Raw genomic sequence first — 21,686 nt, forward strand, 5'->3', positions numbered from 1 at the left:
ATACTTGCCGACTGCTCAAGTCTGTTCGGCCAGGCTCCTACCAGGAGATTCGCAGGCTCTGATCTGGCTGGAGTATGGTTACTCGCGGCAGTAATAGAACTTGTTGTAGAGAAACAGCTGCAGGGATGCAGTAGGAAAGAGAATCGCCGTGGCAGAAACGAATAGTGCTCAGGCCCCAGAAGTGGGGACGCAGGGCGAGAAGAAGTCCGAGTGGCAGACGATCAAATCGATCTTGGCCGCATCATCGGGAAACCTGGTCGAATGGTTCGACTTCTACATCTATTCGTTCTTCAGCGTCTACTTCGCTGATCAGTTCTTCGTCGAAGGCAGTCAGGCCATCTCGCTCATGCAGGCGGCTGGAGTCTTCTTCATCGGCTTCCTCATGCGACCCATCGGCGGCTACATCTTCGGCCGGGCGGCAGACAGGATCGGGCGGAAGAACTCGATGCTCGTCTCGATTCTGCTCATGTGCGCCGGATCCCTGTGCCTGGCGATCCTGCCCACAGCCGACAGCGTCGGTGCGCTGGCTCCGATCCTGCTGCTCATCGTCCGCATGATCCAGGGCCTGGCCGTCGGCGGCGAGTACGGCGCCACAGCCACCTACATGTCCGAGGTCGCCACCGAGGGCAAGCGCGGCTTCTACTCCTCGTTCCAGTACGTCACCCTCATCGGCGGACAGCTGCTGGCCAGCTTCCTCGCAGTCATCATGACCCACACCCTGGGCACCGAACAGATCGAGGCCGGCTGGTGGAGGCTGCCGTTCGTCATCGGCGCCGTTGCCGCTCTGGTCTCACTGTGGCTGCGTCGCGGACTCACTGAGACGACCAACGAAGAGACTCGCAACAACAAGAATTCGGGCAGCTTCCGCGAGGTCCTGCGCCACCCGCGCGCGTTCTTCGTCGTCCTCGGCATCACCAGCGTCGGATCCTTGGTCTTCTACGTGTTCACGACCTACATGCAGAAGTACCTGCTGCTGACCAACGAAGGCACTCCGGGCGAGACGACCTTCAACAAGGGCACCATCGCCGACCTGATGACCGTGTGCCTGCTCATCTTCGTCGTCATGCAGCCGATCGCCGGCAAGATCTCCGACAAGATCGGTCGCAAGACGAACATGCTCATCTTCGTCATCGGCATGATCATCCTGCCGATTCCGATGCTCAGCCTCATCGGCAGCGCGAAGTCCCTGCTCGTCGCCGGAATCCTCGTCGTCATCACGATGGCGTTCATCTCCATGTACACCTCGATCTCGGGCATCGTGAAGGCCGAGATGTTCCCCGCCCACATCCGCGGCATCGGAGTCGGCTTCACCTACGCCATCGGCAACGCCATCTTCGGCGGGTCCGCCGAGTACGTGGCACTGTGGTTCGGCAACGCAGGCATCGGTGCATGGTTCGGCGTATACGTCGTCATCATCGCCGTCGTCGGACTCGTCGCAGTCCTGTTCATGCACGACAACCGCAAGCACTCGACCATCGACAACGCCGGGTCCTCGGCGTACCAGCGCATCGACAGCTGAACCTGAAGCACCGACGTCACGTCGGTGCGTGACATCGCCCCACAGGCAGATGCCGCACCCAGGAGGCAGGCACTCGCACAGTCCCACTAGACTGTTCGAATGCCTGCCTCCTTGCTGTCCCCAGATTCCCCTGCCTCCGATCGCGGCCGGGAGCTCCTGGACCGCTTCCCCGAACTGACGGATGTCCCGGGGCTGCCGCAGGCTCGGATCGTCAACGAGTACATCCTCGGGCGCCGCAGCGGTGAGCTCGACGTCTCGGGTCGGCCCACGGATGGCACCTTCATCGCCGCCGAGGCGGTCGCAGCACTTCCGTACGACCTCATCGTCGTCGATGACGCCCAGGGTCTGCAGGCCAAGCTGCTTGGCGAGCTCGCCCCCGTGACCACTTACAACGACCGGATCGACGAAGCCCGGATCGTCGCCGAGGCGGCCCCGAGCGCCGTACCCAGCGCCGACTGGGCGAGTCTGCGAAGTTCGGAAGATCCCGACCACGAGACGTGGGCGATCGTCAACGCGCCCAAGGCCACGCAGGCGCTCGCCGAGACCATCGCCGCACTCCACGCCCATGTCACGACGGTCATCGTCATCGGCCGCAGCGACTCGATGAGTCGAGCCGTGAACAAGGAGCTCGCTCGCGGCTTCGCCCGGGTCGACGTCTCTCCCGGAGTCGGCAAGCACCGCATGATCATCGGCAGCCGCCGTCTGAGTTCACCCAGCCTGCCGAGTTTCCCGAAGCACAACACCATCGATCATCCGGTTGCCGGCCAGCTGGAAGTCAGAGCCCACGGTGCGTGCTTCTCCGGGACGAAGAACGACGAGGGCTCCGCTCTGCTGCTGACAGCAGTCAGCACTGAGACCGTTGTCAGCACTGAGACCGCTGCCGGCACCGAGACCGCTGTCAGCACTGAGACCGCTGCCGGCACCGAAACGGTGGCCGGGGCTGCCCGGGACGACGACCAGTCGACCGCGGTTCCCGAGTCGATCCTCGACCTCGGGTGCGGCAACGGGTGGCTGCTTACGGCGGCGATGTCGGTGACGAAGGCGGCGCACGGGGTCGGCGTGGATGTGTCGAAGGCGGCGGTCGCCTCGGCGGCGGAGACCGCAGCGGCGAACGACATCGAAGTTGATGTCGTACTCGCCGATGCCACAGACACCGAGGCGCTGGTCGACACACTGGCGTCGGCAGATATCGATGGGCCGGCAGATATCGACGGGCCGGCAGGCTCGGGAGGTTTCGACCTCATCCTGCTCAACCCGCCCTTCCACCAGGGCACGACGATCGAGACCGACACCGCGGCAGCACTCATGGAAACGGCTGCCGCATTGTTGGCCCCGGGGGGACAGGTGCTCACAGTGTTCAACTCGCATCTGCGCTACCGGGAGTCCTTGCAGACTCACATCGGACTCAGCGAGCAGGTGGCTCGCACCAGCAAATTCACCGTTGTCCGCAGCCGCAAGGCCTAGCCGGCAGTAGAACCGAACCGCTCGGCCAGGATCGCGGCCGTGGCACCGACACCGGCGTCTGCCACGTCTCGGGGAGGCCCTTCGGCGACAATCCGTCCTCCCTCGGGGCCAGGCCCGGGGCCCAGGTCGATGAGCCAGTCGGAGCCTGCCGCCAGCTCCATGTTGTGATCGGCGATGAGGATCGTATCGCCCTCGTCAACGATCTGGCGGAAGAGCTGGCCGAGCACTCTGGCGTCGCTGGGGTGCAGACCGTTGGCGGGTTCGTCGAGGATGAACAATGAGCGTTCGCGTCGTTTTCTGGCTCGCATCACCGATGCCAGACGAAGTCGTTGCGCTTCACCGCCGGACAGCGTCGCCGAGGACTGTCCGAGCAGCAGACCGCCCAAGCCGACTCTCTGCAGAACTTCGAAATGCGCGCTCAGTCCCAGACGTTCGGCGAACACGGTCGCAGCGGCATCGATGGACAGGTCGAGCACGTCGGCGATGGACAGATCCTCGACCGTGACGTCGAGCGTCTCCTCGGTGAACCGGCGTCCTTCGCACTCCGGGCAGGTGCCGCTCGAGGCCGGCAGATGCACGAGATCGATGGTGATGATGCCCAGTCCCTCACAGCGTGGACAGCGCCCACGTGCAGTGTTGAAGGAGAATTGGGAAGCCGTGAACCCGCGGCTGCGCGCCAGCTCGGTCTTGGCGAAGAGGGCACGGATCTTGTCGAAGATGCCCAGGTAGGTGCCGATGACCGAGCGCGGTGAGCGTCCGATGGTCGACTGGTCGAAGCTGACGATGCGGTCGAAGATCTCGAGTCCGGTCGCGCTCGCCCCTGCCAGCTCACGTCGTTCGCCGCCGCGGGCCATGGCCTGCGGCTCCTCATCGCCGTCGAATGACCTCGCCCCTGCACTCCTGGCCAGGGACGCGACAGAGCGCAGCACGGAGCTCTTGCCCGCTCCGGAGACGCCCGTCATGGTCGTGAGTCCGCCGAGCGGGAAAGCGATGGTCAGTCCGTCGAGGTTGTTCGCCGACAGCCCGGTGCACTGAGCCCAGCTTGTGAAGTCCTGCGGGTCTCGCCACGGTTGGGTCGGTGCTTCGTTGCGGAGTCGAACGGCTGTCGAGCTCTCCCCGGCGAGCGCCTCGGCGATGGGACCGGAGAACATCAGCTGTCCGCCGCGGGCACCGCCGCCGGGGCCGAGCTCGACTACCCAGTCGCAGCGGCGCACGATCTCCATGTCGTGCTCGACGAGGATGACCGTGTTGCCTGCGTCGCGCAGCGCTTCGATGTGGGTGAAGAGATGGTCGGTGTCCTGCGGGTGCAGGCCGGTGGAGAGCTCGTCGAAGACGTAGACCATTCCGTGCAGGCCGCTGTGCAGATGGGCGGCCAGACGCAGTCGCTGCAGTTCGCCGGGGGACAGGGTTGCCGCTGAACGGTTGGGTGGAAGGTAGCCGACGCCGAGGCGCTCGATCACGTCCGTGCGCTTGTCGAGTTCGTCGAGGAGGACGTGGGCGGCATCATCGGTGGCTGCGGAGAATCGCTTCGATTCGCTGGGGCCGACTTCGAGATCGGCGGCGATGGCTGCGTTGATCGTCACGGCCAGTTCCGTGAGGCTGCGTTCGGCCACCTCGGCGATGGTGGCACCGCCGATCGTCACCGACAGTGCTGCGGGATTGATGCGGCTGCCGTGGCAATCGGGGCAGAGGTCATTGCTGAGGAACTCCTCGGTGCGCTCGCGGACCGAGGTGCTGCCGGTGGTGACCATCGTGTCGAGGAGGTAGCGGCGGGCGCTGCGGAACTTGCCCGTGTATTCGCGGGCGACGTGGTCGCGGATGTCGGCGGGGTTGACCGTCAGTGAAGGGGTGTCTTCGGTGGTCAGCAGCCAGGTGCGGGTGTCGCTGGGAAGCTGGTTCCACGGAATGTCGACGTCGATGCCCATGGCCTCGACGAGGTGTCTGAAGTTCCGGCCCAGCCATCCGCCAGGCCACGCGGCAATCGCCCCTTCCCGGATGGTCAGCGTCTCGTCGGGGACTGCGGCGTCGAGGTTGATCTCGTGGATGCTGCCTTTCGCCGCGCAGGTGGGACAGGCGCCTTCGACGGTGTTGGGGGAGAAGGCGGAGGCGAGCAGGCGTCCCTGGCCGGTGGGGTAGTCACCGAAGCGGGAGAACAGCACTCGCAGGAGATCAGAGACCTGTGAGAGTGTGCCCACGTTCGAATTCTCCGGCGGGGTCGTCACGAGCTGCTTGACCGCGATGGCAGCTGGGAGACCCGTGATCCGATCGACCTGAGGGGCAGAAACCGCACCGAGCAGATGTCGGGTGAACGGTGAGACGGACTCCAGGTAGCGTCGCTGCGCCTCTGCGTAGATGGTGTCGAAGGCAAGGGAGGACTTGCCCGAGCCGGAGACCCCGCAGATGCCGATGAGCTGCCGGTGCGGCAGAGTCACGGAGAAGCCTGAGAGGTTGTGCTCACGAGCGCCGATGATGCCGATCTCTTCGGTCGAAACGGGAACGCTCGACGTGGAAGCAGGTGTCATCGGGAGTCTCTTCCTCTCATCCGGGTCCGGGGGTGGGCCGTACGGAACCACACTAGACCTGCAGCAGAGGTGAGGGAATCTTTCGCAGCGAAACCTGGAGGAAACGTCCCGTGCAGGATCCGAAACGCAGGCGAAATACGTCTCGGCTAGCCTGAGCGAATCAGTGAGAGCGCAGTGAAGGAGACGGTGATGAGTGAGACTACGATGACTGCGGCGCCGGGCAAACACCGGGTGGACGGAATGAACTTCTACACGCGCAAGTGGGTGCGCCCGGAAGATCTCAATGCGAACGGCTCACTCTTCGGCGGAAGCCTGTTGAAGTGGATCGATGAGGAAGCCGCAATCTACGCGATCATCCAGCTCGGCAGCCACACTGTGGTCACGAAACTCATTTCGGAGATCAACTTCGAGGCCTCGGCTCGCCAGGGTGACCTCATTGAGATGGGGCTCGTTGCGACCCATTTCGGTCGCACCTCCATCACCATGCGGGCGCAGGTGCGCAACATGATCACCAGAAAGTCCATCTTGAGCATCGAGAAGATCGTGTTCGTCAGTGTGGGGGAGTCGGGGCAGCCTGAGCCCCATGGGTACTCGTCAATCACCTATGCGCGGGACCGGATGCCGATCGGGCACCCCTCTGAGCATGAGGTCCGCTGAATTCGCCGGAGAAGTCTGACCTCAGTGCATCGATCTGAAGCTGATCGATGGACAAGCTGCGAAGTTTGCGGTAGAGGGTGCTTCGACCGATGCCGAGAAGTTCGGCTGCTTGGACCTTATTTCCTTGAGCATCGACGAGTGCCTGCAGCAGCGAGTCTCGTTCAGCCTGTTCCCATCGAGACAGAACTCTTCGCGGGGCAGATGCGAGATGTGGCGGAAGGTCCATCACATCGATCACCCAGGGATCACCGACCGCTGGTGGCAGCTTCGCCACCAGGTCGGCCAACTCCTTGAGGTCTCCGGGCCAGTTCCATGACAGTAGGGCTGACAGTGCATCGGCAGTGAACTGTGGGCCGGTACCAGGACCCGAATAGACTCTTCGAGCCAGCTCGGCAATGGCGGATCGGCGTTGAAGCAGACTCGGAAAAGCAGGCGCAGATGAGCCGGCAATCACCTCGGGACCTGAATCTCCGCCCTTCGATCGATCCTCACCTCTCGTGCGGGATTGCATTTCCGTCCTGGCATCTCTGCCGGTCGCCTCAGACCACGTATTCACCCAGTAGCCAGCGTCTGATCCGATTGGGGCTGGAATGATCACCGTCTGTGAAGGGTTCTCCTTCGCGTATCGCCCCATCTCCGTCCACCATGCGATCACAGCGTCGTCGGCATTGCGCGGAGGGGCAATGGCACTCGGCCCCGGCCCCGGACTTCGTGCGTTTGAGGTGCGATTGACTGTATTCGTGTCTCTGGTTTCGGCTGAGTCGTCGGTCGGCAGTATCCGCAGCTCCATCACTGGCTCGGATGCGTGTCCGACGTTGGCGACGATTGCGGAGATCCCAGTTCCTGCCAGTTTGTAGATTCCTTCCTCACCGACACCTAGGCGAGTTGCGATCTGGTCCCAGATCAGCGCTTGAGTCTCGCCATCCAATTGCGAGAGGGCAGGCAGATCAGTCATGACAGAGTCCCGGTTCATGACAAGGACTCCTCGGTGGCCGGTTCGTGCCCGTTTGAATGCCCGGGCAAGCGCGATATCCCGGCTGTCGGCTCCCTCCATCAGTGAGTCGGCGATCTCCTGACTGGCTTGCCGCGCAACGGAGATCATGTAATTGTTCGCTTCGTCCGAGGCGGCCGTCAGTGATACTGAACCCACGATTCGACCAGTGAGCGGATGAACGACAGGGGCGGCAGAGCAGGCCACGTCTCTCAGCGTTTCCAAGAAATGCTGGCTGCCGCGAACCAGAATCGGTTTCCGGGCTTCGATCGAGGTGCCCAGTCCGTTCGTTCCACTCGATGTCTCGGAGAAGTCTCCGCCCTCGACCGCACCCACGACATCGAGTGTGCGTCTGACTCGAGCATCGTTGGTTCGACGCCAGACAATACGGCCCTGTTCGTCTCCCAGCAGCAGAGTCGTCTTGGTATCGGACAAGGAGGCGAGCCAGCGATCCATCACACGGCTGGCTGCGCGAATCAGTTCCTCCTTGGCGCCGATGTCTTCGATTCGCGGCTGGCCTTCCGGATCGACGCGTGACGATATCGACCGTCGCCAGCTGTTTTCGATGTCCTCGGGAACGAGGCTCTTGAGTTCGATGTCCGATGTCAGGCCGCGATCGATCAGACGATGCAGAGCTGAGCGCACTGGGTCATCGGAATTGAACCGCGCGCCTTCCATTCGAATTGCCTTTCGACGATCTGTCCGAGCCTGGCCTGCACCGGTCTCACCAATGAGTCCGATGTCGGGTGGTGTATTCAGTCTGCACCAAAAAACGCCCGAGGGACCATCCCTGTCGGGGTGCTCGTGGCGAGTGTGCCATTTTGGAACACCGGTCGACGTGACCGACCGCCTAACGTTTTCTAAGCAAGTGGTCCACGTCACGCGATCATATCGTGGTCACGATTTCAAAGGAGATTTCGATGAGTAATCAGAGAACAGTCGACGCAGTTGTCATCGGTGCAGGATTCGGTGGCATCTACGCCATGCAGAAGCTGGCGAACGAACAGGGCCTCGACGTCGTCGGCTTCGACCTCGCGGATGGGCCTGGGGGCACGTGGTATTGGAATCGGTATCCGGGAGCCCTGTCTGATTCGGAGAGCTATGTGTACCAGTATTTCTTCGACAAGGACCTCTACCAAGACACCACGTGGAAGAATACGTACCTGACGCAGCCCGAGATCCTCTCGTATCTCGAAGGTGTCGTTGACCGTTTCGACCTGCGCAAGCACTTTCGGTTCGGCACTGGAATCGTCTCGTCGCACTACATCGATGCCGACAATGAGTGGGAACTGACGACGGACAGCGGGGACACCATTCGCTCCACTTATGTCGTCAATGCGGTGGGACTGCTCGCGGCTGTCAATCTCCCTGATATTCCAGGACGCGATTCCTTCGAAGGGCGGTTGGTCCACACTGCGCGGTGGCCGGAAGATCTGGACTTGGCTGGCAAGCGGGTCGCGGTGATCGGGACCGGGTCGACAGGCCAGCAGTTTGCTACTGCGGCCGCGGCGCAGGCTGCCGAATTGGGAGTGCATGTTCGCACGCCCCAGTACTCAGTGCCGGTCGGCCTGCGAGCAATGCGAGACGGTGAGGTTGAGAAATACCACGCGGATTTCGAGAAGACGAGAGACACGGTATTCTCATCGGCTCTCGGCTTTGGAATCGACGAGGTGGAGCGTTCGCTGTGGGACTTCACCGATGAAGAGCGGCAGGAGATCTTCGCGAAGGCATGGGAGCAGGGCGGAGGTTTCCGGTTCATGTTCTCGACGTTTGGCAACCTGGCGTCCGACGAAGACGCCAACTTGGTTGCCGGCGAGTTCATCAAGGACCGAATCAGGGAGATCGTCAAAGATCCCGAAACTGCTCGGAAGATCATGCCAGAAGGACTTCACGCTCGTCGGCCATTGTGTGACAACGGCTTCTATGAGATCTTCAACCTTCCCCATGTCGAAGCTGTGAACATCTCTGAGACTCCCATCGACGAGATCACCAAGAGTGGCATCCGCACATCTGATGGCAAGCATCGTGAATACGATGTCATCGTTTTCGCAACCGGTTTCGACGCCGTCGACGGAAACTATCGACGGATGGACTTGACCGGTCGAAACGGCGTGCAGATCAACGAGACGTGGAGCACCGATCCGCAGAGCTACCTCGGCGTGACCACGGCGGGCTTTCCCAACTGGTTCATGGTGCTCGGACCGAAGGGACCGTTCTGCAATCTGCCATCGGCGATTGAGACTCAGGTGGAGTTCATTTCCGATCTCATCGCACATGCCAGACAGGCCGATATCGCCACCATCGAACCTTCGACCGATGCAGAAGAGCGCTGGAGCGAGGTCTGCCGTGACCTGGCCAAGGACTCCGTCTTCGGAAAGGTGGACTCATGGGTCTTCGGTGCCAACATTCCTGGAAAGAAGCCCAGCGTGCTGTTCTATCTGGGTGGCCTGTCAGCGATGAAGGAGATCCTGGCAGAAGAGGTCGAGGCTGGTTATCCGAACCTGATTTCGAAGGTGCCGCACGTGGGTGCCGGCACGAGCCAGGACAGAATGCTTGTGAATCAGTGAGATCTATCTGAGGGCTTCGGTATGAGCCACGGATGTGTGAACTGGCAGTGGACGCGTTCATCGCGTTCGCCAAGGAGCGACTTATTCGACTTCAGGTGGGCGACGAGGACACACGGACTGCTCGTCTGACCTTGATGTGGGATCCAGAGGACACGAGCTGCCTGACTTTCATCTTCGGCCGAACACGCCTCGTCGAGTTTGTTCGACACGAAGTCAAAGCCTTGCGGTCAACGATCAGGCTCAGGCCAATGCGGACATCAGGGTATGACCACCAGTTTGCCCCCTCGGCGGTGGCTTTCGAGTTCTCGATGAGCGGTTGTGATCTCGGTCAGTCGATAGGTGTTGCCCATTGGGACGGTGAGTCTTCCCGTGGCGATGTCAGCAAGAAACCCTTGAAGTACAGCTGCCGGCAGATTCGAGCTTTCACCGGAATATGCTGTCAATCGCACACCCTGGGGGATGAAGTCCATCGGTTCGAACTCTCCGATGGTCCAGCTTTCAGAGAGCATGCCGGTGAAGCATACCGTGCCGCCGGGCCTGACCGCCCGGATCGTGTCGGCGAGAGCGTCCGTGCCGACAAGCTCGACAGCGCCGTCGACGCCCGTGGGCGCGATTTCACGCACCCTGTCGGCGACGTGGCCATCATCGAGAATCTGATGATCCACTCCTGCTTGAACCATCTCGGGCACAGGTTCGCGTCGGCGAGTGGAGGCGATCACCTGAATGCCGTCACGTTGAGCGAGCGCAGCCAGTGCGAGCCCCACTGAGGAGGTGCCTCCGCGGATGAGCAGTGTTTGGCCGGCGCGGACTTCTGTCCCGATGGTCAACGACCCGTGTGCAGTCTGCAACATCTCAGGTAGTGCCCCGATAGTCGACCATGGGAGATCGGACTCGAATGGGAGCACTTGAGAATAGGGAACGCAGGTGTATTCGGCATAGCTGCCATCGAAGTCTCTGCCCATGCCGCCCATGAGTGTGGCCACTTTCTGGCCCGGGGCGAGTCGGCCGCTGGGATCCGCGTCGATCTCGCCGACCGCTTCGATGCCGAGGATCCGGGGGAATGCGACGGCGTTTCCGGACAGTCCGTTCCTCGTCATGAGTTCGGACCGATTGAGTCCGAATGCTCGCACTCGGATTCGCACCCAACCACGGCTCGGCTCTGGTACGGGTAGCTCTCGGAGGTCGAATGCTGAAGCCGGCCCTGGTGCATCGAGCACGGCGGCGAGCATGAGTTTCGCACTCTCATTTGCGTTCGGAGCAATCATGAAAGCCCCTTGTAATTCAGCCATGCGGATGCGATATCTCTCGCCGAGGCCGCTCTGTCGAACTCAATCATGGTTATTCCCTTCAGCTTCATTCATAGGCTACATCGTTTCGATGTAGTAAAGTCAATTTCAGCACCATCGACATGAGGGAGGCGACCATGATTGAGCTCATGATGCTCGGATTTCTGGCAGAACGGCCGCATCACGGCTATGACTTGAGGCAGCGCATGAACGCGCTTCACGGCTATGCTCGGACAGTCAGTGAGGGGGCTTTGTATCCAGCAGTCTCCAGGCAATCGGATCGGGGATACATCGCTGTCAATGAAGTCGATGGTGAGGCGGGGCCCAAACGGCGGATGCTCTCTCTGACGCAGGCTGGCCACGACAGGTTGGAGGAGCGTCTGCGTGACGCGTCAGGGTTCGACATCACCGATGGTCAACGATTCCTCGTTGTCCTGACGTTTCTGTCGAAGCTGCCGAGTGAATCGGATCGGGAGCAGGTTCTTCGTCGCCGACTCGACTTCCTTGATCAGCCGGTGGCATTTCAGTTCGAGGACGGGCGTCCTGTCCGCAAGAAGGATGAGACGGATCCCTACCGGCGAGGCGTCCTCACCGTTGCCGGAGCAACCCGGAATGCTGAGATTGCGTGGCTGCGGCAGCAGTTGGAAGTAGGTGAGCCGTGACCGACGCGGACGGCGGCAGTAGCCTCGGCGACATGAGTGTCAGACGATTCTGGTCAGAGGCGCGGGCCGCTGTGCCATCACTTCCTGAGCAGGTGCCCGATGCCTGGGCGTTCGGTGCCACGCCGGCCCATGCCGAGGAACTCCTGTCCTTGGTGATCGAGGGGACCAAGACGGCGACCGCCTCGGCCCTGTGGGATTACGAGGCGGAAGGGGAGTCGGTGCCGGAGGCCGGAGAAGCCAGCGTGGTCCTCGACGGGAGCAACCGGCCGCGAGCAGTCATCATCACCACCGCGGTTGAGATCGTCCCCTTCGCCGAGGTGAGCGCCCAGCATGCCCATGCCGAGGGGGAGGGGGACCGCTCGCTGGAGTGCTGGCGAGAGATCCACGAGCGCTTCTGGCGAGATCACGGGCAGAGTTCTCGTGGCTTCGCGCGCGATATGCCCGTTGTGTGCGAACGGTTTCAAATGGTGTTTCCCGCGTAGCTGCCCGCCACCGGCATCGTCTTCCGAGGTCAGGCTGCGTCCACCTCGTCGACGGCGAGTTCTGAAGGCTGCCTCCGGAAGCCCTTCGTGGTGAAGGCGAGGATGACGGCTCCGATGGCAAGCCAGACGGCGCCGAGGGTGACTGCATGGACGTCGAGCTGGGTGAGCAGGTAGGCGATGACGACGACCCCGATGATCGGGCAGATCAGATTGAGCAGGACTCCGTGGCGGCGGCCGGCACGACGTTCCTTGGCCCAGTGGACGATGACCGAGACGTTGACCATGATAAACGCGAGGAACGCACCGAAGTTGATGAACGAGGTCGAGGTCGCGACGTTCATGAAGATGGCGATGAGTCCGATGACCGCGATCGCCAGCAGGGAGAGCACCGGGGTGTGGAACTTGGGGCTGAGCTTGCCGAAGAAGCGTCGCGGCAGCACCCCGTCGCGACCCATCGCATAGAGCAGACGACTTCCTGCCGCCTGTGCCGCGATGCCCGAGGTGAACTGGGCGATGACGAGGGCTGCGAGGAAGATGGCGCCGAAGAGGTGACCGCCGATCCTCCGTGCGATCTCGAACGCCGCGGCGTCGGAGTTCTCGAAGACTCCACCCGGATGGACCAGCTGCACCGCGTAGGCGACGATGACGAAGATGCCGCCGCCGATGATGGCGATGAGCATGATCGCCTTCGGGACAGTGCGCCGCGGGTCGATGGTCTCCTCGGTGAACGTGGTCACCGCGTCGAAGCCGAGGAACGAATACGCGGCGATCGCGGCACCGCCGCCGATCGCAGCGAGGCTCGAATTGACTCCGGTGAATGGGGTGGCGCTGAAGAGGCCGGTCGCACCGTGGGTGCCGAAGACGTCGGCCAGGGACAGGATGACGAAGAAGGCGATGATGAGGACCTGGAACGACATGAGGATGAGGTTGACGCGGTCGGCGACCTTGATGCCCACGATGTTGAGCACGGTGGTGAGGATGATGAACCCGATGATCCACACGGCCATCGGAACCCCGGGGAACTGAGCCTGCAGGTACGAACCGCCGATGAGCCAGATGACCATCGGCAGGAACAGGTAGTCGAGCATGGTCGCCCAGCCGACTAGGAACCCGACCCGCCCGTCGATGGTCTTCCTGACATAGGTGTAGGCGGACCCGGCGACAGGGTAGGTGGCCGCCATGCGCCCGTAGCTGTTGGCGGTGAAGAGCATCGCGATGAGCGCCAGCAGGTAGGCGCTCGCGCTGGCTCCGCCGGTCTCGGAGGCGATGACGCCGAAGATGCCCAGGACGATCAGCGGTGTGAGATAGGCGAGGCCGAAGATGACGAGCGAAGGCAGCTTGAGCGTCCGTTTGAGCGTGAGCGTGTCTGACATGATTACTCCATTGTTCTCAGTGATGTCATAGGGTCGCCGAGGTGGTGCGGCAGTTCGGCGGAAAGTTAAGGCTCTCGTTGGGTTCAGTCGTGCCCGCGGTGGTGAGGTGACCACCGTGCGGGGTCGATCTGTCCGTCGTAGAGCGGCAGTGGGATCGGATCGTCGTCGGCAGTGAACTGCGACCAGACGCGGTTGGTCCCGGCTGTGCCCCGGGCACGCACGCGCGTGATGTGGCCGGGGTCCACGCGAACGACGAGGGTGTCCTCACCGGGCCCTGCCTCGGCGAGGACATGGCCCTCCGGGTCCACGGCGATGCTGAGACCGCGCCCGACGGGCTCGGCGCAGTTGACGCTGAGCATGTAGACCTGGTTGACGATCGCATTGGCGCGGGCGAGGACGAGTTCCTGGTCACGGTCCTGGCTGGTCGTCTTCACGATGTTGATGATCGCGTCGGCGCCCATCCATGCGAGATGGCGAGAATGTTCGGGGAACCAAGCGTCATAGCAGTTGGACAGACCGAGGACGCCGTGGCCGGCGATCGGGGAAACGACGAATTCCGTGCCGGGGCGATGGGGTTCGAAGGGCCGCCACGGGAACATCTTGCGATAGCTGGCGCTCAGCGTTCCGTCGGGGGAGAAGAGGAGCTGGGTGTTGTACTGCGCGTGAGTGCCGGTCGTCTCGCCGATGCTTCCCGGGCACAGCCAGATGCCGAACTCTGCTGCCACCTCGCCGATCCTCGCCACGAAGGGGTCATCGAGGGGCACTGCCAACTGTGCGAGCGCGGTCGCCTGCTCGTCGGCCGGCAGGTGGTCGACTCCCTGGAGATGGAGTTCCGGATAGACGAGCATGTCGAGCTCGGGATGGTGAGCGAGCGTGCGTTCGACGTCTGTGCGCAGATCGGACAGCGCATTCGGGCCGTGGAGCGGAGCGCGCTGCGCAAGTCCGACACTCAGTTCTCTCTGTGGCACTGGCAGCTCCTTCGCTCAGCATAAGTGTTCATTTTGAACACTATAAACTTGTGAGCCGATAGACTCAATACATGGCGGAAAAAAATTCGCGTGCCTCGCATTCGGAGGCCCATGAGGTCCACCAGGCCCTGTTCACGGCTCCGGGGTCTGCCGCGGTCACTCGACTCTCGGCCGTCGACACTGTCCGGGCTCGAGTTCTCCTATCCGTCGAGCACGCGCTGTTGGCGCCGGGCAGCAAGCTGCCTCGTACGGAACTCATCGCCGGGGGCCTGGAAGTCAGTCACATCACGGCTCGGCGCGCTTTGGAGAGTCTGGTTGACGACGGAGTGCTCGTGCGTCGTCGTGGTCGCGGCGGCGGGACCTTCGTTGCCGACGATCCGCCGACGCTCAACGACTCCTCGGTGACGGCCTACCGAGCCGATGAGCAGGCGATCCTGCGACTCATCGATCAGCGCAGTCTCATGGAGAGTGCAATCGTCGTCGCAGCTGCCCAGAAGGCGACGGTTGCGCAGTGCGATGAGCTCGATGACCTCATCAGGCAGTCGCGAGATGCTGCTGACTGGCACGAGCACCACATCCCCGACACGCGTTTCCACCATCTGTGCGCCGAGATCAGCGAGTTGCCCGAAGTGCCGACGTATCTGGCCAGCTATGAGGCTCTGACCAAGTACTTCGTTCCCTATCCACAGGATCAGCTCGAAGAGGGGCGCGACCACCATGCCCGTCTCGTTGCTGCGTTTCGCGCTCGGGACTCCCTTGCTGCAGCCGAGGTCACCCGGGTCCACGTCGATGCACTTCGCCGAGAGATGTTCATGGGCTTGGAGAGTCGAGGCGGATAATCGCCGGTTGGGCGTGGATTCGAAGCATCGTCGCCTCCCGTGAGCGCCTCTGTCAGCAAGAGTGACTCAGGAGTCGGTCGGCCCCGCGTCGTAGGTGAGCCAGTGAGTCTTTGTCGCGACTTTGTCGTAGAGAACCTGAGCTTGGGCGTTGTCGTCTGCGGTGATCCAGCGGACGACCGAGCGACCTTCTGCGCCGGCGATCTCCTGCAGTCGGGCGATGAGTGCTCGGCCGGCACCGGAGCCACGTGCCTCGGGATCGGTGAAGAGGTCATCGAGCCAGATGCCCGTGGTGCCGGTGGACGGACGGGAGAAGCGTCGGAAGTCGGCGATGGCGATGATGCGTCCGTCGGCCTCGGCGACCATGCTCTCGACTTCGTCGCCCGGATCGACGATCCAGCTCCAGACTCGGGAGACGATCTGCTCCGATTCCTCCAGATGATAGAACTCCCGATAGTCGCGGAAGAGTTCACGCCAACGCGCTTCGTCAGCATCAGCAACTGGTCGGACGGTCGGGGGAGGAGCTGAAGTCATCGCACAAGGTCCTTCTTCGAAGCGTGGTCAACTGACTCTCACGCTAGCACCATGTGAAAAGCCCCCGTCAGGATTCTCGATCCTGTCGGGGGCTTTATCAATGTGTACGCGAGAGGGGACTTGAACCCCTACGTCCGAAGACACTGGAACCTAAATCCAGCGCGTCTACCAATTCCGCCACTCGCGCGCGACGCCCTCAAGATTAGCAGGGTGCGCGCCGGAAGCGGAAAGCGGAAGACTCAGGCGGCGTCGATGCCCAATGCCTTGCGCACGCGAGCCACATGACCGGTGGCCTTGACGTTGTACTGGGCAAGTTCGACCTTGCCCTCAGCATCGATGACGAGCGTCGAGCGGATGACGCCCTGGACGACCTTGCCGTAGTTCTTCTTCTCGCCGAAGGCCCCCCACTCGGTCATCATGGTCTTGTCTTCATCGGAGAGCAGGTCGAAGTTCAGGCCCTCTTTGTCTGCGAACTTCTTGAGCTTCTCCGGCTTGTCGGGAGAGATGCCCAGCACCACGAGGCCTTCAGCCTTCAGCGCCGAGAGCGAGTCCCGGAAGTCGCAGGCCTCGGTCGTGCAACCTGGAGTCATAGCGGCGGGGTAGAAGTAGACGACGACCCTCTGGCCCTTGAATTCGCTGAGCGTGACGGACTTCCCATCCTGGTTGACCAGGGTGAAATCGGGTGCGGTGTCGCCGACTGACAGACGTGGCATTGTGTCTCCTTCTTCTCGTGCGGAACTTCTCAGAAGTTCTCAGTTCACAGCCCACTCTAGTCCGAGACCAGGACATGGAATTGGACTCACTCGATGCGAGCAATGACCTCTCCGACAGCTACCGTGTCCCCGACGGCTGCCACGTGCTTCACCGTCCCCGAGGCAGACGCCGGCACCCGGGTCTCCATCTTCATCGCGGACAGAACAGCGACATCGTCACCTTCGGCCACCTCGGCGCCGTCTTCGACAAGATAATCGACGAGGCTGCCGGGCACGGGCGCGGTCACGGCGCCTGCCGCTGGCGAAGAGCCCCCGACTGAGCCGGTTCCTGAATCGCCGGCGCTCGAATTTCCAGCACCGGACTGACCGGACACCGACCCCAGGGCGGACAGCAGCTGTGCGGGCAGGCCGATGGTGCTCAGCTTCCCGTCGATCTCGATGCTCATCCGCTCAAGCTGAGTTTCGGTCAGCGGAGCCGGACGGCCCTGGGCTTCGAATCGGGGGAGGAGTTCAGCCTCGATCCACTGCGTGTGGATGCCCTCGACTCCGGTCGACCCGAGACCGGTGAACGCCTCGTCGGTCAGGATCGCCAGCGAACACGGCAGAACCGTCGCCGGGCCCTCGACACGCAGCTCCTTGGCCGCGCTCACCGTTCGCGCGATCGCCGACGCACGGTCAGGGCCGTGGACGATGAGTTTGGCGAAGAGTGAGTCGAAGGCCGGCTGCACGGTGTCACCGGCGCGGACTCCGGCATCCCAGCGCACCCCGGGCCCGCCGGGCACATCGAGGATGTCGATGCGGCCGGGCGTGGGCAGGAACCCGCGGCCGGGATCTTCGGCGTTGATGCGCAGCTCGATCGCATGTCCGACCGGTTCCGGCGTCGCCTCGAGGGAGAGCCCCTGACCGAAGGCGATGCGGAACTGTTCGGCCACGAGGTCGACACCTGAGGTCGCCTCGGTGACGGGATGTTCGACCTGAAGCCGGGTGTTGACCTCGAGGAACGTCATCGTGCCATCGGCGGCGAGCAGGAACTCCACGGTGCCGGCACCCCGGTAGGTCACCTCGGCGCAGATGGCCTCGGCAGAACGGTGGAGACGTGCACGCTGGTCATCCGAGAGCCCCGGAGCCGGAGCCTCCTCGATGAGCTTCTGGTTCCGCCGCTGCGCCGAGCAGTCCCGGTCGCCGACAGCCACAACGCGGCCCCGGCCGTCGCCGACGATCTGGACCTCGACGTGGCGGGGACGCTCGAGGAACTTCTCGACGAAGCATTCGGACCGGCCGAACGCCTCGGCAGCCTCACGGGTCGCCGAATCGAAGGCACCGGCCACCTCGGCGAGGTCGCGGACGATCTTCATGCCGCGCCCGCCGCCACCGTGGGCGGCCTTGATGATGATCGGCAGTCCGTGCTCGCCGGCGAAGTCCTCGACCTCGTTCGCGTCGGCAAGCGGACGGTCGATGCCCGGCGCCAGCGGGGCACCGACCTTCTGGGCCAGCTGGCGTGCGGTGACCTTGTCGCCGAGGGCCGTGATCGTGTCCGCGGTGGGGCCGATCCAGATCAGACCGGCGTCCTCGACGGCGGCAGCGAAGTCAGCGTTCTCCGACAGGAAACCGTAGCCGGGGTGAACGGCGTCGGCACCGGACTTCTTGGCTGCCGAGATGATCGCCTCGATGTTGAGGTACGTGTCCGCGGCAGTGGTGCCCGGGAGCGAATACGCTTCGTCGGCGAGCTGCGTATGCAGGGCGTCGGCGTCCTGATCAGCGTAGACGGCCACCGAGGTGTGACCGTACTGGGCGCAGGCGCGGATGATGCGGACCGCGATTTCGCCGCGGTTGGCGATGAGGATTGTCGGCATGGTTCAGCTTCCGTTCTCAGTGGAATGGGGAGTGTGGTCTGTGCTCGGCTCGCCGTCCGCGGTTGTGGTCTCGCCGTCCGTGGCTGGCTGTGCCGACCTGGTCGTGAACCGGACCTTCACTCCGGGCGCCAGCTGCGCGGCAAGGTCGACGTCGTCGACGCTGGCGATGATCGGATACCCGCCGGTCAGCGGATGGTCGGGCCCGAACAGGACGGGCTGTCCGTTCGGTGGCACCTGCAGGGCCCCGGTGACCGCACCCTCGCTGGGCAGTTCCCCCGTGCGGGCCCTCTCGAGTGGAACATCGCCTTCAAGACGCAGACCGACCCGGTCTGATTCGTGGGTGACGGTCCATTCCTGTCCCAGCAGCGTGTCGATGCCGGCGTCGGTGAACCAGTCCTGCCGTGGCCCCAGAGTCACCGTCATCGTCAGTGTCTTCCCAGGTCGGGGCAGGTCCCGACGGGCAGAGGTCGGCGAGGGATCCACGAGGTGGGGCGCCGAATTCGGACCGTGGAGGGTCACGACGGTGCCCGTGTCCAGGGCGGCGGGTCCCAGACCGGCGAGCGTGTCCGCGGAAGAGCTGCCCAGTGCAGGCTCGGCGTCGACGCCGCCGCGGAAGGCCAGGTACCGGCGGACTCCCTCTTCTGCCTGCCCGAGGTCGAGTTCGTCTCCGTCCTCCAGGGCGAAGGCCTCGCCGAGGTGGGGATGGTGGACGGTGCCATCGGCGGCGGTCACGGTGATCGGTCCCGCCGCTCCCGTCACAGCGGCGACTCCGGTCCCGGTGATGGCTAGGAGCGCTCCGCCGCCGAAGCTCTCGAGGCCGGCCGCGAATTCGGCGTTGCCGACGACCCTGTTCGCCGTGGTCAATGCCCTTCGGTCGGCGGCGCCGGCGCTGGAGACGCCCATCGAGGCGAATCCGGGCCGGCCGAGATCCTGGACGAGCAGCTGCAGCCCGGGCCGGAGAACTTCGAAGGAATGTGCACTCGCCGAGGTGGTGGCTGAGCTCTCGGCCGCAGCCGACGACGCGTCACCGGCCGTACCGCGGTCGACGTCGACGAGCTCGCGTTGAGCTTCCTGGAACTTCACGAGCGTGCCGGGAACGAACAGGGCAGGCGGCTCCCGGTCGAGATCCCACAGGGTGGCATCGGTGCGGCCGATGAGCTGCCAGCCGCCGGGGGAGGAACGCGGGTAGACACCGGTGAATTCGCCGGCCAGGGCCACCGATCCCACCGGCACCCGTGTGCGCGGGGACGATCTGCGGGGAACGTCGAAGAGCGGATCGTCACCGGCCAGGTAGCCGAAGCCGGGGGCGAACCCGGCGAACGCGACCTGCCACGTCGCCTGCTGGTGGCGAGCGACCACCTCGGCGGGGGAGATCGAGAGCAGTTCGGCCACCTCGGCGAGGTCCTCACCGTCGTAGACGACGTCGATCGTGACCTCGCGGGCCGTGCCGGCATCGGATTCGGTGAGCGAGAGCCCGCGAATGGCCCCTTCGAGCGCCGTCGCCGTGGTGCGGCTCGGGTCGAAGTTGAGCAGCACAGTCCGCGCGGCCGGAATGAGCTCGACGACGCCGGACAGGGCGGCGGTCTCCAGGGCGTGGTGCAGGTGCATCGTCGCGGCCAGGTCAGCGCATTCGACGAGCAGGTGCCGGCGGGAGGCGGTGTGGAAGCTCAGGTCGGTCGGGGTCGGGGAGAGATCGGTCATCGGCGGTAGGTGTCTTCCGGTTCGTCGGTGATGAACATGCGTCCGGGGGAGTGCGTGATCGCAAACGGCACGCCCGAGGCCTGGATCGCCGCCTGCGGGGTCACCCCACAGGCCCAGAACACGGGGAGATCACCCTCGGTGATGTGCGGCGGATCCCCGAATTCGGGGGAGTCGAGGTCGAAGATGCCGATCTGTTCGGGGGCTCCGATGTGGACCGGGGCGCCGTGGACGGCGGGGAAGCGGTCGGTGATGCGTACCGCCTCGGCGACCTGGGTTGCTGGGATCGGGCGCATGGATACGACCACGTCTCCGCTGATCCGACCGGCGCGAGTGCAGGCGGTCGAGGTGCGATACATCGGCACGTTGCGCCCGGCCTCCTGGTGGCGGATCGGGATGCCTGCCTCAACGAGGCCTGATTCGAAGGTGAAGCTGCACCCGATGAGGAAGGACACGAGATCGGGGTGGCGTTCCCAGGCCTCTGTGGCGTCGGTGATCTCGGTGCTCAGCGCTCCGTTCTCCCAGACCCGGTAGCCGGGGATGTCGGTGCGGATGTCGCTGCCGGGTGCCAGCGCGGATTCGACCTGCCCTGCTTCGAGCACGTCGATGACCGGGCACGGCTTCGGATTGCGCTGGGTGAAGAGGAGGACGTCGAAGGCCCAGTCGGCGGGCACTGAGATGAGGTTGGCCTGGACCAAACCCGGTGCCATCCCCGAGGTGGGCCCGGCGAATCCCGCTCGAATGCGCGCACGGGCTTCCGCGCCGGCGGCCGAACGGTCGGGCCTCATTTCCCAGCGCCGGCGAACGGTGCGATCGTGACACCTTCGGATTCCAGGAGTTCGCGCGCGGCGCGGGCCATGTCGATCGAGCCCTGGCTGTCGCCGTGGAAGCAGATCGACTGGGCGTCGACATCGACGAGGCTGCCGTCGATGGCCTCGACCTGACCGGTCTGGACCAGGCGCAGAACGCGCCCGGCGACGGCCTGCGGATCGTGGAGGACCGCATTGGGTTCGGTGCGCGAGACCAGCGAGCCGTCGGGGTTGTACGAACGATCGGCGAAGGCCTCTGCTGCGACGCTCAGCCCTGCCTCGGCGGCGACGCGGTTCGCCACACTGCCGGCCAGGCCGAGGAAGACGAGGCTGGGATCGATGGCCTTGACTGCGGCTACGACGACCTTGGCCTGCGCTTCGTCATGGACGATCGCGTTGTAGAGGCCGCCGTGGGGTTTGACGTAGGCGACAGATCCGCCGACGGCCGTGGTCAGCCCCAGCAGTGCGCCGATCTGGTACTCCACCTGCGCCTGCAGGGTGGCTGCGGGCACGTCGAGGGCACGCCGGCCGAAGCCCTCGTAGTCGTCGTAACCGGGATGAGCGCCGATGATGACGTTGTTCTTCGTGGCCGCCTCGGCGGTGGTTCGTATGCCTTCGGGGTTGCCTGCGTGGAAGCCGCACGAGACGTTCGCGCTGGACACCAGGCCCAGCATTGCCGCGTCGTCGCTGACGATGCGGTCGGGTACGTTCTCCCCGAGATCCGAGTTGAGGTCGATGGTGGTGTGTGTCAT

18 protein-coding genes and 1 tRNA gene are annotated in these 21,686 nt (G+C 63.8%); 7 read left to right on the forward strand and 12 right to left on the reverse strand.

Annotated features, from left to right (window positions below; all coding sequences use genetic code 11):
* Window positions 1-148 precede the first annotated feature (148 nt).
* Window positions 149-1,519, forward strand: a complete 1,371-nt coding sequence (locus MPN20_RS08390) for an MFS transporter (protein WP_242781104.1) — start codon at window positions 149-151, stop codon at window positions 1,517-1,519.
* Window positions 1,520-1,618: 99 nt separating this feature from the next.
* On the forward strand, window positions 1,619-2,983 hold the full coding sequence (locus MPN20_RS08395) for a methyltransferase (RefSeq protein ID WP_242781105.1): 1,365 nt from the start codon (window positions 1,619-1,621) through the stop codon (window positions 2,981-2,983).
* Here MPN20_RS08395 and MPN20_RS08400 read toward each other — a convergent pair.
* Window positions 2,980-5,505 (reverse strand): ATP-binding cassette domain-containing protein, encoded by a 2,526-nt coding sequence (locus tag MPN20_RS08400; RefSeq protein ID WP_242781106.1) that lies wholly within the window; start codon window positions 5,503-5,505, stop codon window positions 2,980-2,982. The two genes, MPN20_RS08395 and MPN20_RS08400, sit on opposite strands and share 4 nt — an antisense overlap.
* 240 nt (window positions 5,506-5,745) lie before the next feature.
* Between MPN20_RS08400 and MPN20_RS08405 the strand changes: the two genes are divergently transcribed.
* Entirely contained in the window at window positions 5,746-6,162 is a 417-nt protein-coding gene (locus MPN20_RS08405) for a hotdog domain-containing protein (protein ID WP_242781183.1), read from the forward strand.
* On the opposite strand, the gene MPN20_RS17500 is transcribed toward MPN20_RS08405, so the two are convergent.
* The gene (locus MPN20_RS17500; protein ID WP_242781108.1) at window positions 6,104-7,798 is read right to left on the reverse strand and encodes a helix-turn-helix domain-containing protein; all 1,695 of its coding nucleotides are present in this window, start codon (window positions 7,796-7,798) and stop codon (window positions 6,104-6,106) included. The genes MPN20_RS08405 and MPN20_RS17500 overlap by 59 nt on opposite strands.
* A gap of 275 nt (window positions 7,799-8,073) precedes the next feature.
* Between MPN20_RS17500 and MPN20_RS08415 the strand changes: the two genes are divergently transcribed.
* Window positions 8,074-9,720, forward strand: coding sequence for an NAD(P)/FAD-dependent oxidoreductase (locus MPN20_RS08415; protein ID WP_242781109.1), 1,647 nt, complete (start codon window positions 8,074-8,076; stop codon window positions 9,718-9,720).
* A gap of 257 nt (window positions 9,721-9,977) precedes the next feature.
* On the opposite strand, the gene MPN20_RS08420 is transcribed toward MPN20_RS08415, so the two are convergent.
* Entirely contained in the window at window positions 9,978-10,985 is a 1,008-nt protein-coding gene (locus tag MPN20_RS08420; protein WP_242781111.1) for a zinc-binding dehydrogenase, read from the reverse strand.
* A 158-nt stretch (window positions 10,986-11,143) separates the two neighbouring features.
* On the opposite strand from MPN20_RS08420, the gene MPN20_RS08425 reads away from it, so the two are divergent.
* On the forward strand, window positions 11,144-11,668 hold the full coding sequence (locus MPN20_RS08425; protein WP_242781114.1) for a PadR family transcriptional regulator: 525 nt from the start codon (window positions 11,144-11,146) through the stop codon (window positions 11,666-11,668).
* A 32-nt stretch (window positions 11,669-11,700) separates the two neighbouring features.
* Window positions 11,701-12,150, forward strand: a complete 450-nt coding sequence (locus MPN20_RS08430) for an ASCH domain-containing protein (protein ID WP_242781116.1) — start codon at window positions 11,701-11,703, stop codon at window positions 12,148-12,150.
* 29 nt (window positions 12,151-12,179) lie between these two features.
* On the opposite strand, the gene MPN20_RS08435 is transcribed toward MPN20_RS08430, so the two are convergent.
* The gene (locus MPN20_RS08435; protein WP_242781122.1) at window positions 12,180-13,523 is read right to left on the reverse strand and encodes an APC family permease; all 1,344 of its coding nucleotides are present in this window, start codon (window positions 13,521-13,523) and stop codon (window positions 12,180-12,182) included.
* A gap of 83 nt (window positions 13,524-13,606) precedes the next feature.
* On the reverse strand, window positions 13,607-14,491 hold the full coding sequence (locus tag MPN20_RS08440) for a carbon-nitrogen hydrolase family protein (protein WP_242781123.1): 885 nt from the start codon (window positions 14,489-14,491) through the stop codon (window positions 13,607-13,609).
* Window positions 14,492-14,562: 71 nt separating this feature from the next.
* Between MPN20_RS08440 and MPN20_RS08445 the strand changes: the two genes are divergently transcribed.
* Window positions 14,563-15,330 (forward strand): FCD domain-containing protein, encoded by a 768-nt coding sequence (locus MPN20_RS08445; RefSeq protein WP_242781125.1) that lies wholly within the window; start codon window positions 14,563-14,565, stop codon window positions 15,328-15,330.
* A gap of 66 nt (window positions 15,331-15,396) precedes the next feature.
* Here the strand turns inward: MPN20_RS08445 and MPN20_RS08450 are convergent, their stop codons facing one another.
* The 7 genes from MPN20_RS08450 to MPN20_RS08480 form a co-directional block, all read right to left on the reverse strand.
* Window positions 15,397-15,861 carry a GNAT family N-acetyltransferase gene (locus tag MPN20_RS08450; RefSeq protein ID WP_242781126.1) on the reverse strand — a complete coding sequence of 155 codons (465 nt, stop codon included), beginning with the start codon at window positions 15,859-15,861 and terminating at the stop codon, window positions 15,397-15,399.
* Window positions 15,862-15,966: 105 nt separating this feature from the next.
* Window positions 15,967-16,048 (reverse strand) — tRNA-Leu (locus MPN20_RS08455).
* A gap of 52 nt (window positions 16,049-16,100) precedes the next feature.
* A complete protein-coding gene (gene bcp / locus MPN20_RS08460) occupies window positions 16,101-16,574 on the reverse strand; it encodes a thioredoxin-dependent thiol peroxidase (protein WP_242781127.1) in 474 nt (157 codons plus the stop codon).
* 86 nt (window positions 16,575-16,660) lie between these two features.
* Complete coding sequence (locus MPN20_RS08465) at window positions 16,661-18,427, reverse strand: biotin carboxylase N-terminal domain-containing protein (RefSeq protein WP_242781128.1); 1,767 nt, start codon at window positions 18,425-18,427, stop codon at window positions 16,661-16,663.
* A gap of 3 nt (window positions 18,428-18,430) precedes the next feature.
* Entirely contained in the window at window positions 18,431-20,128 is a 1,698-nt protein-coding gene (locus tag MPN20_RS08470; RefSeq protein ID WP_242781129.1) for an urea amidolyase family protein, read from the reverse strand.
* Window positions 20,125-20,913 (reverse strand): putative hydro-lyase, encoded by a 789-nt coding sequence (locus MPN20_RS08475; RefSeq protein WP_242781130.1) that lies wholly within the window; start codon window positions 20,911-20,913, stop codon window positions 20,125-20,127. The genes MPN20_RS08470 and MPN20_RS08475 overlap by 4 nt, the downstream gene beginning before the upstream one ends.
* Complete coding sequence (locus MPN20_RS08480; protein ID WP_242781133.1) at window positions 20,910-21,686, reverse strand: 5-oxoprolinase subunit PxpA; 777 nt, start codon at window positions 21,684-21,686, stop codon at window positions 20,910-20,912. The genes MPN20_RS08475 and MPN20_RS08480 overlap by 4 nt, the downstream gene beginning before the upstream one ends.

Source organism: Brevibacterium sp. ZH18, assembly GCF_022748595.1.
Taxonomy (GTDB): domain Bacteria; phylum Actinomycetota; class Actinomycetes; order Actinomycetales; family Brevibacteriaceae; genus Brevibacterium.